At 40.4% G+C, this 12,584-nt stretch carries 11 protein-coding genes; 1 reads left to right on the forward strand and 10 read right to left on the reverse strand.

Annotation, left to right across the window (positions count from 1 at the left end):
• Positions 1 to 146: 146 nt before the first annotated feature.
• Positions 147 to 767, reverse strand: a complete 621-nt coding sequence (locus tag ACLKML_RS02160) for a LysE family translocator (protein ID WP_317715625.1) — start codon at positions 765 to 767, stop codon at positions 147 to 149.
• 227 nt (positions 768 to 994) lie between these two features.
• Positions 995 to 2,410, reverse strand: coding sequence for a tryptophanase (tnaA, locus tag ACLKML_RS02165; RefSeq protein WP_317715624.1), 1,416 nt, complete (start codon positions 2,408 to 2,410; stop codon positions 995 to 997).
• Between the two features lie 729 nt (positions 2,411 to 3,139).
• On the opposite strand from tnaA, the gene ggt reads away from it, so the two are divergent.
• Entirely contained in the window at positions 3,140 to 4,885 is a 1,746-nt protein-coding gene (gene ggt / locus ACLKML_RS02170) for a gamma-glutamyltransferase (protein WP_413283445.1), read from the forward strand.
• Between the two features lie 167 nt (positions 4,886 to 5,052).
• Here ggt and ACLKML_RS02175 read toward each other — a convergent pair whose 3' ends face one another.
• The 8 genes from ACLKML_RS02175 to ACLKML_RS02210 all read right to left on the reverse strand — a co-directional run bounded on the left by ACLKML_RS02175 (position 5,053) and on the right by ACLKML_RS02210 (position 12,561).
• Positions 5,053 to 5,523 (reverse strand): hypothetical protein, encoded by a 471-nt coding sequence (locus tag ACLKML_RS02175; protein WP_413283446.1) that lies wholly within the window; start codon positions 5,521 to 5,523, stop codon positions 5,053 to 5,055.
• 192 nt (positions 5,524 to 5,715) lie between these two features.
• Entirely contained in the window at positions 5,716 to 6,231 is a 516-nt protein-coding gene (locus tag ACLKML_RS02180) for a GNAT family N-acetyltransferase (protein ID WP_413283447.1), read from the reverse strand.
• Positions 6,232 to 6,301: 70 nt separating this feature from the next.
• Positions 6,302 to 7,672, reverse strand: a complete 1,371-nt coding sequence (locus tag ACLKML_RS02185; RefSeq protein ID WP_413283448.1) for an L-serine ammonia-lyase — start codon at positions 7,670 to 7,672, stop codon at positions 6,302 to 6,304.
• A gap of 228 nt (positions 7,673 to 7,900) precedes the next feature.
• Positions 7,901 to 8,872, reverse strand: a complete 972-nt coding sequence (locus ACLKML_RS02190; protein WP_317715619.1) for a LysR substrate-binding domain-containing protein — start codon at positions 8,870 to 8,872, stop codon at positions 7,901 to 7,903.
• Positions 8,873 to 9,097: 225 nt separating this feature from the next.
• The gene (locus ACLKML_RS02195; RefSeq protein ID WP_413283449.1) at positions 9,098 to 10,000 is read right to left on the reverse strand and encodes a LysR family transcriptional regulator; all 903 of its coding nucleotides are present in this window, start codon (positions 9,998 to 10,000) and stop codon (positions 9,098 to 9,100) included.
• Between the two features lie 17 nt (positions 10,001 to 10,017).
• On the reverse strand, positions 10,018 to 11,190 hold the full coding sequence (locus tag ACLKML_RS02200) for a M20 aminoacylase family protein (protein WP_413283450.1): 1,173 nt from the start codon (positions 11,188 to 11,190) through the stop codon (positions 10,018 to 10,020).
• Positions 11,191 to 11,254: 64 nt separating this feature from the next.
• Positions 11,255 to 11,725 (reverse strand): hypothetical protein, encoded by a 471-nt coding sequence (locus ACLKML_RS02205; RefSeq protein ID WP_413283451.1) that lies wholly within the window; start codon positions 11,723 to 11,725, stop codon positions 11,255 to 11,257.
• 5 nt (positions 11,726 to 11,730) lie between these two features.
• Positions 11,731 to 12,561: a DUF3100 domain-containing protein gene (locus ACLKML_RS02210; protein ID WP_413283452.1), complete on the reverse strand. Its 831-nt coding sequence runs from the start codon at positions 12,559 to 12,561 to the stop codon at positions 11,731 to 11,733.
• Positions 12,562 to 12,584 lie beyond the last annotated feature (23 nt).

Below are 12,584 nucleotides of genomic sequence, written 5' to 3' on the forward strand. Positions count from 1 at the left end.
GGCTAACTTAACCGCAGCTAAAAAATCACTATTTTTTGCATGCGGTTTATTCAATCAACCAGACTAAGCTCACTAAATAGAGGCACTAATGGGTTATATTAACATCGATTAAGCAAGTTAGTCTTCGCTAGTAGACCTGTAACCAGTTATGTCATAAACAACCAAACACCAACGCCCATCATTAATGTACCAGAGACTCTATTCATAAATCGAACATTTTTCGAATGGCCTAGCACGCGTTTCAGCCCTTTACCACCAGTGGCATAAAGTGTCATACAGACAAATTCTGAAACCATAATAATGGATACCAGCAAGGCCAGTTGCAGAGTTAACGGCTTACTATTATCAATAAAAGGAGGTAATAGAGAAACCATGAACGCCCACCCTTTTGGGTTAGCAATCGCGGTAACAAAACCTTGTGCAACTAAATCCCAATTCTTGCCTACGGGAATATCCGTAGTTTCGCTACTCAAGGCTAGCTTGCCTTTTGACAGCCACATTTGAATACCAAGATAAAATAAATAAGCCGCACCGATTGCTTTAAACGCCACAAACAACCATGGATAATTTAACATCACCGCAGCAATACCTAACACAGCAGCAATAGCAACCAATGCCACCCCTACCACTTCTCCAGCCATCATCCATAAGGTACGCTTATACCCTATGCTCATTCCTAAGCCCAAAGCTAAAGTCATGCACATGCCGGGAGTAATTGAAACAAAGAAAAATGTGGGGATAAAAACGCTTAACAAAGCCCAATTCATTGCGATATCCTTTTCGCTAATTGATATTCAAGATTGATTAAAATAACCATATTAATTACAAAAAGATACAAAAAAAACGAGCGAAAAAGGCTTAATTAATAAACCGGTTTATCACTCGCTATTTTTGTATGATTGTTAACCAATATTATTACCACTACACAGTGCCAATAGCAGTTATTGATCAAGTTTATCTTTAAGCAATAATCTTTAATCAATAACCACAACTACTACACTTCTTTCAATTGAGCCGTGAAATGACGCAACACTGGTGGCTCATAGGTGAACTCTAGCCCTTTCACCTTCGGTGCACTCTGTTTTACTTTTTCAAACGCTTCGATAATAAAATCCATGTGTGTTTGAGTATAAGTGGCTCGTGGAATAGTTAAGCGTAATAGTTCTGCAGGACACGGATGTTGCTTGCCTGTAGACGGGTCACGCCCTAACAACAACGAACCTATTTCCACTGCGCGAATGCCTGCCACTTTATACAATTCGCATGCTAATGCATGAGCTGGGAATTGTTCTGGTGGAATATGAGGCAGCAGTTTGCCCGCATCAACAAAGGCCGCATGGCCGCCAGCTTGCTGACAAACGATGCCGATTGATTCCAATCCATCGACCAAATATTGGACTTGACCAATCCTATAGGCAAGCCAGTCTTGGCGCATGCCATCATATAAACCAACCGCTAGACGTTCCATCGCACCGCCTTCAAGTCCACCATAGGTTGGAAAGCCTTCTTGAATAACGCATAAAGTACGACATTCGGTGAAAACATCCATCATAGATTGATCTTTAAAACACAATAACCCACCCATTTGAACCATGGCATCTTTTTTGGCTGACATTGCAAGACCATCAGCGTATTTGTACGCCTCTTTTGTGATCTGTTCAATGGTCCAATCCTGATAACCTTCTTCACGCTGTTGGATGAAAAACGCGTTTTCTGCATAGCGAGCTGAATCCATGATCACTGGAATATCGTATTTTTGTGCAATGGCATAAACCGCCTTTAAATTTGCAATCGACACCGGTTGACCACCTGAGGAGTTACAAGTAATTGTACTCACAATATAAGGAACATTCTGCGCTCCCACCTCTAAGATCGCCTGTTCTAGTTTTTCCAGATCAAAGTTACCTTTGAAATCCGCATTTACTGAGGTATCAAACGCCTCTTCGGTATACACATTTTTGGCTACACAACAATTTATTTGCGTGTGTCCTTGTGTGGTGTCAAAAAAATAGTTCGATAATGCCACCATTTTATTACGATCTAAGCCTTTCTCTAGCTCACGTTTTTTGATTAAAACCGGAATATAGATCTGTTCAGCACCACGCCCTTGGTGAGTTGGAATGGTTAACTCGTAGCCAAAAATATCTTTAACCGCGTTTGAGAGCGCGTAATAGCTACGGCTGCCACTGTACGCTTCATCACCACGGAACATGGCCGCTTGCATTTCTTGAGTTATCGCGCCTGTCCCGCTATCGGTAAGTAGATCGATAAACACATCTTCACTGTCCAATAAAAATGGGTTCATGCCTGCTTTTACGATAGCGGATTCACGATACGCTCGAGTAGTGCGTTTTACTGGTTCAATAACACGGATTCTGAATGGTTCAGGTAAATGCTTAAAATTTTCCATAATAATGCCTTAATTGTTGTTTGTTCGGAATTGAACTTAAAATTAAAAAATCAATTTTGATAAGAAAAAACTTATAAAACCGATGATTAATCAACAACTAAACATCATATTGTACGAGATTCGATGATCTTCGTTGTACCAACGCCTGCCAGGTACGTTATTGAAGTACTCGTTCACTTGATACTCCTAAAAAGTAGATATCTTTGCCAAAAACAATATTAAATTGCGTAAAATCAAGATGGCCAAACTTTTAGAACGGCAACAGAACTAGTGCCTAAATGAACTATCGAATAAAGAAAAGAATAGAAAGCTTATGATCGAGGTTAAACCACGCCATAACGGTTTGGAAAGAGGTGGATTGCCATTTGAGGTACATGTTCATTATGTGTTCTCGTTTCGGTTAGCAATATAAGACGGCAAAGAACGTTACTCTATGCCGGTGATTTAACACCACGATAATAACAATTAACACAAACAATCGGTAGTCTGTTTATGCAGATTACCTATGATTAATTGTCCTACTTGTACACTAATCCCACCGCCACGATAGTATTATCATACCCTGCTATACTTTCACTAATTGAGTGCAACACCACTTAATTGAAGCAAGTAATAGTGATTAATAACAAAAAACGGCATAACTTGTTGATTTTTATTTGAATAGATTTGGAACAACAATTGCTTGAAGTTTCTTTATTTCGACAAGTTAATAACCATATAAGGACATATATGTACCAGAAATCAATCGCCTCAGTTGGTTTGTTTCTTATTTCAATCAACACCAACGCAGCACAGCAAATCACCGACGCTGTCGCTCCAGAACTTACCAGTAAAATATCGGCTAAACAACAAGTCGTCGCTGAACAATATATGGTTGCGGCAGCAAACCCGTTAGCGGTACAAGCTGGTTATAATATATTGAAAAGTGGAGGCAACGCCGCCGATGCGTTAGTTGCAGTTCAAACCGTGTTAGGTCTAGTCGAGCCACAGTCCTCTGGATTAGGGGGCGGCGCATTTTTGGTTTACTACGACGCAAAAACGAATAAGATGACCACTTTTGACGGCAGAGAAACTGCACCGCTTAATGTCAAGCCAGAATTGTTCCAAGACGAAAACGGCAAACCTCTAAAATTTTATGATGCAGTTGTGGGTGGCCGATCGGTTGGTACACCCGGAACCGTAAAACTAATTGCAACAATGCACCAAAAATACGGAAACAAAGAGTGGGCCGAATTATTTGAACCTGCTACTAAACTCGCAACGGATGGCTTTGCTGTATCCGAACGGTTAGCTTCTTCTATTCGTAATGACAAGGATCGTTTAAGTCGATACCCTGAAACCAAAGCGTACTTTTTTACCCCTGATGGTGAGCCTTTATCGCAAGGCAGTCTTTTGAAAAACCCTGCATATGCCCAAACATTGACCACTCTTGCAAAACAAGGTGAAAGCGCTTTTTATCAAGGTCAAATTGCCAAAGATATTATCGCCAAAGTGACCGGGATTGACGATAATCCGGGCTATCTTTCTCAACTCGATTTTACTCATTATAGTGTCGTAGAACGACCAACAACTTGTGCCCCTTATCGACAATACGATATTTGTGGTATGGGTCCACCAAGTTCAGGCGCATTAACTATAGGGCAAATTCTTGGCATATCAAACCGGTTTGATTTGAGAGAAATGGGGCCAGACGATCCAATTTCTTGGCAAATACTGGGCGACGCTTCCCGACTTGCCTTCGCTGACCGAGGTCGATATATGGCCGATACCGATTATGTCCCTGTTCCTGAAGGATTATTAGACCAAGACTATTTGGCCAGTAGAGCTTGGTTGATAAAAAAAGGACAAGCATTAGAAACGGTTAGCCCAGGTGAACCACCATGGGCAGATAAAGTCGCACTCGCAGATGATCAATCTCTTGAACTACCGAGTACCACACATATCGTTATTGCCGATCAACAAGGTAACATTATCTCAATGACGAGTACTGTAGAAAACGGTTTTGGTTCTCGGGTGATGAGTAATGGATTTATCCTAAATAATGAACTGACTGATTTTTCATTTGCCACTCATAAAGATGGCTACCCTATTGCTAATCGGATTGAACCGGGCAAACGTCCACGCTCATCAATGGCACCGACGATTGTAATGAAAGATGATCAACCTTATATGGCAATAGGGTCTCCAGGCGGTTCTAGAATCATCGGTTATGTTGCTCAAACCTTGGTGGCACACCTTGATTGGGGAATGGATATTCAAGAAGCGATTAATATGCCGCATATGCTAAACCGCTTTGGCACTTATGATATCGAACAAGGTACCTCGGCAGAAAAGTTCAAGCAACCACTTGAAGAGATGGGATTCAAAGTTAATATCCGTGACTTAAATTCTGGCTTACAGGCTATTTTATTTAAAGATGGTCAGTTAATTGGCGCTGCAGATCCACGCCGCGAGGGAATAGCTTTAGGTGATTAAGCTTCTAATAGCGATAACAGTTGAAAATTAATATATCGTTAAGAATCGATATATCTTTAAGAATTGATAAAAAATTAAAACCGTCAAATAGCTAAAAAGGCCTGTTATCTTAAATGATAACAGGCCTTTTCTTTTAACTAAATTCGACAATAATAACCTTACTAATATTACTCAGCATGGAAATCAATTTTGTCTAACCAACCTTTCGCTGCGTCCGCATCTTCAGTTAGGCTCAAAATACAGCGCAATGAGTTAGGATGATTAGCCGCATTTTTTTCAATCCTAAAAGTATGCTCTCCAATTTGTTCAAGGTGATCCTGAACTAGATCAACCTCTTTACTGATGCTGCCCGCTGTCGTTTGTTTGACTAAACTTTTAACTAATCGTTTAAATAGAGATTCTGATTGTTGCTGATATTTTTTATCTTCAATAGACGTTGTAATCAACAGAGCTTTGACTTGTTCTTTTTGACTACAAATATAATAAGCATAACCGTTAGAATTCATCATATTGTTAGGGTCAACTTTCAACAACTCACTGAGATAAATTGTGCCGTCTTCAACACTTATTCTGCTACGTACCGGTTTCAGTCCAAACTCCGACAGATAACGCGTTGTACCTAAAATTGTCCAGCTCATTGCAAACCTCTAAAATGATAGTCGATGGAATGGGATCTAAACACGTCAATCAAGCTGAATATATAATGAATTTTACATAATAAATTCTCATATTTGAAAACAATGCTATAACAGCTACTCTAATTAAACATCTCATCCACTATAACGGAAATAGTCAAAACTGTGCTAACAAACTAACCGCAAAGTAGACAGCTAAAAAGGAATGCCAACCAGCCTAACCTCCGAAACCGGCCAGTGTTGATTGAGTGGACGAACCATCGTGTGCCCCGTCACAGTCCATGCATTATCAGGGTTCAGTGCTTTCAGATTATTCACACTCTTATAACCACTGGAACCGTACACCTCAACATCGCCAAATAACACTGAAAATGCATCACCTTGCGTTAACCGATCTAGATGAATTTTGTCCAACAGATTTTTAACTAAACCTTGCTTTCTATATTCTGCGGTCACACACACTTCAGCTATCCCACAAATAGCAACCACTATTTCATTTATCTGCACTTGTTTGTCATGCACCGCTATATGAGCGGCTAATTGATCACCAGCCCAAAGCATATAACGGTGTTGTGGCATGTCATTATAGTAACGTTGTTGGCTGAATATCTCCGAGTCATTATTTTGAACAAAGCAATGACTCAACAAGTGCCGTAATTTTAAATCTAGACTATCTGAAACATCACTATCTTTAATGTATTGAAATTTCATTCATCTTGTCTCTCATATTAACTTGGCTACCAGTTAACTTGGCTAACGGTTATGTAGTCGTTAATACCGCTTATTCACATGGCGGAGCAAAATGAATCACCGCTAGACCACCTAAAGATGTTTCTCGATATTTCTTGTTCATATCTTTACCAGTTTGATACATAGTGTCAATTACCTTATCTAATGATATCAATCCTTTACTTGTTCTTTTTAGGGCCATTCTGGAAGCATTTATCGCTTTAACTGCGCCCATTGCATTTCTCTCAATACAAGGAACTTGCACAAGACCACCAATAGGATCACACGTCATTCCTAGCGAATGTTCCATTGCTATCTCTGCGGCAATGCATATTTGTTCATTGCTGCCACCTCGTAAAGCCGTCAATCCTGCTGCCGCCATTGAAGAAGAAACACCAATTTCACCCTGACACCCTACTTCGGCACCAGAAATAGAGGCATTCATTTTATATAGCATGCCAATGGCTGCTGATACCGCAAGAAAATCTTTAATCTGGTTTAAATCAAGCTCTTTGATAAAGGTATGGTAATACATTAATACGGCAGGAATAACCCCTGCGGCACCATTGGTTGGAGAAGTAACAACCTGACCACCCGCTGCATTTTCTTCACTTACAGCAAAAGCGTAAACATTAATCCAGTCCATGATTTCCATAGGATCGCTATGCAACGCGTGATTTGCTTCGAGCTTTTTTAACAATGCCGGCGCTCGACGAATCACATTTAAGCCCCCTTCCAAAATCCCTTCCGTCTGTAATCCTTTATCAACACAAGCGGACATAATCTGCCATATTTGCTCAGCTCTATCATCAATCTGTTGCTGATTGCGAAAAGCGAGCTCATTTCTCAGCACTAAACCACCAATACAGTAACCGTTTTTCTCGGCTTGGTTAAGTAACGCTTCGGCCGATTTAAAAGGGAAAGCAAGTTGAACTGGTTGTTTGTCCGAACCATTGAGCATTTCCGATTCCGTTGCAATAAAACCGCCACCGATAGAGTAATACGTTTCCTTAATTAACACGCTACCATCTGGAGAAAAGGCCGAGATAATCATACCGTTTTCATGCAGTGGAAGATTATCGGAATGAAAGATAATATCGTGTTCGAAACTAAAATCTATGATCTGATTCTGTGGTAAGACTAACTGATTATTCTCAACACAATGCGCATATTTTTGGTTAGCTTGTTCAATATTAATATTGTCCGGTTTATTACCCATCAAACCGATGACTGTCGCTCTATCGGTGTGATGCCCACGGCCAGTTAATGATAATGAGCCATACAAATTGATATTAATCTTATGCACTTGATTAATAATAGATGCGATTTTTTGACTAAATTCAAAACCTGCAATCATAGGTCCATTGGTATGTGAACTGGAAGGACCAACACCGATTTTGTAGATATCAAAGATGGATAACATTGTCTTTACTCTTAAGGTGAAATTAAGTGGATGACTTCATCACACGCAATACTGGCTCGTTTATAACAAGCCCAATATAAAAATAAACGATAAAAAAAATGACAGCTTCGCAACTGTCATATCGAGCAACTCACAAACAATAAACCGCCTAAAATACAAACGTTATTCATACTGATTTCAACTGCATGTAATTGACGCTTTGAATATTTAATGAGCTTTATGGCCAACTTATCGATAGGTTGTTAATTTTACGTCAGCAAACCGCTCTAATAACTCAGCTTTAGACAAATGCGCGGTTTCTTCAATAACTGTCCTAGTAAGGTGCGGAGCAAATTTTTCTATAAAATCATACATATAGCGCTGCAAATAGATATTTTTATTATAGCAAAGCCATGCGTAACAATCCGGAACTAAACCTTCTAGAGAGCGTACGGTAATAGAATCGCCCATGGTATGCTTCGCAACCGAAGCAATGATTCCTACCCCAACACCAAGACTGACGTATTCTTTTATCACGTCAACGTCCATTGCGGTCACGATATAGTTTGGATCAAGACCTTTTTGCTGGAAGGCATTATCAATGGCGGTGCGACCTGTCGATTTCAATTCATAACTAATCAGTTTTTCTTGTGCAATCTGCTCTAGCGTAATGTTTTCAACGGTTGCGAGCGGATGATCCGAAGCAACAATCAAGCTTAATGACCACTTATAGACAGGCAACATCACTAAATCGGTATGTTCCTCAACATCTTGAGCCACAATAAAAAGATCCGATGGCCCAGTAGGTAAAGTCTTACCGCGCGAACTTGGTTCGATAGTTCCCATATGAAGCGATACTTTAGGGTAACGATTCATGAAATAATGCACGCTGTTAGGCAGCAGAAATTTGGCGATAGCATTGGTCGTATAGATATTAAGACGACCTTGATCTGGCGAGGTCATACTGGCAGAAATAGATCGAATTCTCTCTTCTATATGCAGCAATTTTGTTGCTTCATGAATGATCTCTTTACCAACCTCTGTTGAACCAGACAAGTGTTTACCACTTCTTTCAAAAATTTGTACACTGAGCTCATCTTCTAGCAAAGCAACCTGTTTGCTTATGCCAGGTTGAGAGGTAAATAACTTCTCTGCGGTTAAAGAGATGTTATACCCATTTCGCTGTATCTCACTAATATAACGAAGTTGCTGCAGCTTCATTGTCTAATCCTTATTGCGGCTGTTATCGCCCGACAAACACTTATCTATGGAATTATTGGTTATAACAAGATTAGTCTAATAAGAGCAAGCAAATCCGTAAACTCACTGACCAAATTGTTTAGCGATACAATATTGTTTAGTGATGTATTGTTCAGTTATATATTGCTTAGCGTATATCGTTTAGCAATATATAAATGTGACTGAGCGTATCGTTAGGTTACAACACTAGACATTAAAGGCATCCATACTATTAATGATGCAAGATTGAATTTCTCGAGTAGAAGCACTTTGTACTCTTCCTTTACGCATAACCAAATCTATAGAAGTATCAAGTGCATGCATCCCTTCCACTGCAATCGCAGTAAATGTTTTCGCACGCAGTTCTTTTGTCACGCACACCTTAGGTAATAATGTTCCACCTAATCCTGCCTCAACAAAGTTTTTCAGCGCTTCAAAAGAGTTGCACTCTAATAAGGCTTTCAAACGTATTTGCTGACGAACTTCATACAAATCAACAGCTCGACGGATACTAAACGTTTCATTGAGTAACGCTAACGGAATATCTGCCAGCTGTGCAGCGGTGCATTTATCTAAGCTGGCCCAGACACTCGTGTTAGGAACAAGTAAACTCAACTCCTGAAATCGGCACGAATGAAGAATGTCCACTTTAGGATCTGGTTTAGAATTCAGTAGTAAACCGATATCCGCCTGCTCATTCTTAACACTCTCTATAACATCGTCTCCGCCACCAACCTGTAACACCAACTTAATACCAGGATGCTTCTGAGAAAACTGGCTAATAACGCTACTAATTAAATCCGGAATAAAACCGCCGCCGATAGAAATACGCAATGTGCCTGTTTGCAAAAGTTCAAGCTCTGAAATTTGCGAAATAAGCACATTTTTCCTCTTATTTACATCTTGAATGTACTTGGCAAGATACACCCCAGATTCAGTTATCTGAATACCTCGACCAACTCGATCCATCAAACGAACATCGAGTTGCGATTCTAACTGAACGATTTTACGACTAATGGCAGAAGGAGAGACGTGCAGAACTTCAGAGGCTGCGCGAATGCTCTGCGTTTTAGCCACCACCTCAAAATATTTTAATGCACGCTCGTCCATAATACTCTTACAAAAAGTTAGTTAGAAAGTAACTGTTGTACCATTTTAATCCAGAAGTTAGCACCAATCGGCAGTACGTCGTCATTAAAGTCGTAGTTTGGACTATGAAGATTATGACAGTGATTTTCGCTGCCATTCCCCAACCAAATATAAGCGCCGGGGCACTGCTCTAGCATGAAAGAGAAATCTTCTCCGCCCATGCTTGCTGGTGGATTAAGGTGAACTTGATTTATCTCTGACATACTTTCTAACACTGTACGGCACTTTTGCGCTTCTGCTGGTGTATTAACCGTCGCAGGGTAACGTCTGGTATACAAGATCTCGGCTTTACATCCTTGAGAAGCACATACACCATCAACCACTTCTTTCATGCGAGCTTCGATTAAATCACGCACCTCTGGGCAGAATGAACGCGTCGTTCCTTTTAGTGTGACCTCTTCAGGAATAACGTTATACGCATGCCCCCCATTTACTTGAGTAACACTGATCACACCAGATTTCTGTGGGTCTAAGTTTCGGCTAATCACACCCTGAAGCGCATTAATAATTAAACTAGACGTATAGACAGGATCAATCGTGTCATGTGGCATCGCGCCATGGCCACCATTACCTATAACACGAATGTCAAAAGTATCAAACGATGCCATTACTGCGCCATCATGAACGGCGGCACTGCCCGCAGGCAATGCCGGCCAATTGTGCAGGCCATAAACTGCTTTTACCGGAAACAACTCGAACAAACCATCTTCGATCATCGATTTCGCACCCGCTTCATTTTCTTCTGCTGGTTGAAAGATGAAGTGAACCGTACCTTTAAAATCCGGAGCTTGAGCTAACATGATGGCAGCGCCTAAAAGCATAGTTGTATGGCCATCATGGCCACACGCATGCATCTTACCTTCATGTTTCGAACAGTGAGAAAACGTATTCAACTCACTTAGGTCTAGCGCATCCATATCCGCTCTTAAGCCAATAGTATCACCAGAGCCTAAGTTACCTTTCAACGTCGCGACAACACCTGTACCACCCAATCCTCTATGCACTTCCATACCATAGCGAGTTAGAATATCTGCTACTATTTCGGATGTCCTAAACTCTTGGTAAGCCGTTTCCGGATTAGCGTGAATATCTCGTCTCCACTGTATAAGTTGGTCATGAAGTTCGGAGTTTTTTTCGATGTATTCAGTCATAGCCTTTACTTTCTTAGTTGTTGTTTATTTTCATGTGGGTTTCATATTAATCAAACAGGACAAACTACAATAGAGCGTTTGCAACTAGCGTTGAACCAACAAATGTGCCTGTAAAAATCAAAATAGCAATAACCACAATCTTGATACCTGCCGTTTTAAAGGTAGTAATTTCTTGCTTAGTAATAGCAATACCTGCGTAGGCTAATACCGGGCTAACTAAACTTAAAAAATCAATGTCTTTAACATAAGTAAGAATTGGTTCAGACAAAGGAGAAGCAGGTATCGTTAGTAATACACTCACCAATGATAACCATGCAACCGAAGGTAAATAGAAAGGCATGATTTTAGCAATGGCCAAGCTCATGATAACCATAGCAAAAATTATCGCCATGCCAGGTAATGCAGAAAGAGGTGTGGTACCTGTACCCGCCCAGTTACTAATAAGTGCAATAACACAAACGATGGCTAAAACCATTGCGTAATCAATAAGGTTAATGCTTGAGTTTATGTTCTTTTTAACTGCTGTAGTCGCCATGTTGATTACTCCGCTACCGATTTAGTTTCTGGTTTATTCTTTATTGTCAAAAGCGTATATAGTTTTTCTGTTAGCGGTAATGCGATAAACAGACCGACAAATAGACCGGTTGCATTAGTTAGCAAATTACTTGCTCCTGCCAGTGCTAAAATTTCATCTTTCATCGCAGGAACCGTTTCACTTAGTGCTGCAGAACAAGCCGCGGTCATACTGCCACTACCAACACCACAAGCCATAGCCAATGCTCGAATATCAAACCATTCGGTAGAAGCTAGTACTGAAGCTAACACTGCGAAATACAAGGTACCAAACATGGTTCCCATTACGTAGATACCCATAACACCGATACCTTCCGAGCTTTTCAGGCCGTATTTATCTGAGATAAGGGCGATATTGGGCTCACGTGCGATAGAAAAACAAGCACCAACCGATTCTCTGCCCATTTTTAATAGTAAAATAGCGACAGGCATAGCAACTAAGATTGTCCCTAAATTGCCTAGTTCTTGAAAAATCATCGCTGGACCAATAGCCAATATTTTATTTAACGACGGTCCGATAAGTGTGCCGAATTTAGCTAAAAAAGGGAGAACCGAAATAATAATGATTGGTGTGGCACGTTCAGCTTGTTTTGAGGTCAAAATGACTTTGGCTTTACTAATAACATTTGGGTTGAGCAGTAAACCAATAATAAAGGCGTAAAATAGAGGCAATAGTACAACAACGATACCACCACCGAGTGGTATTTTTGCTACACCAATGAGCTCGGCGATAACCGATATTCCGATCACCACAAGGTGAAGCTTCCAGTTGGTTAACTGGTTTTTCAAACTATCCATAGTTAAATTCCTAATTAAAATAC

This window comes from Vibrio sp. MA40-2, assembly GCF_047302445.1.
Taxonomy (GTDB): Bacteria; Pseudomonadota; Gammaproteobacteria; order Enterobacterales; family Vibrionaceae; genus Vibrio.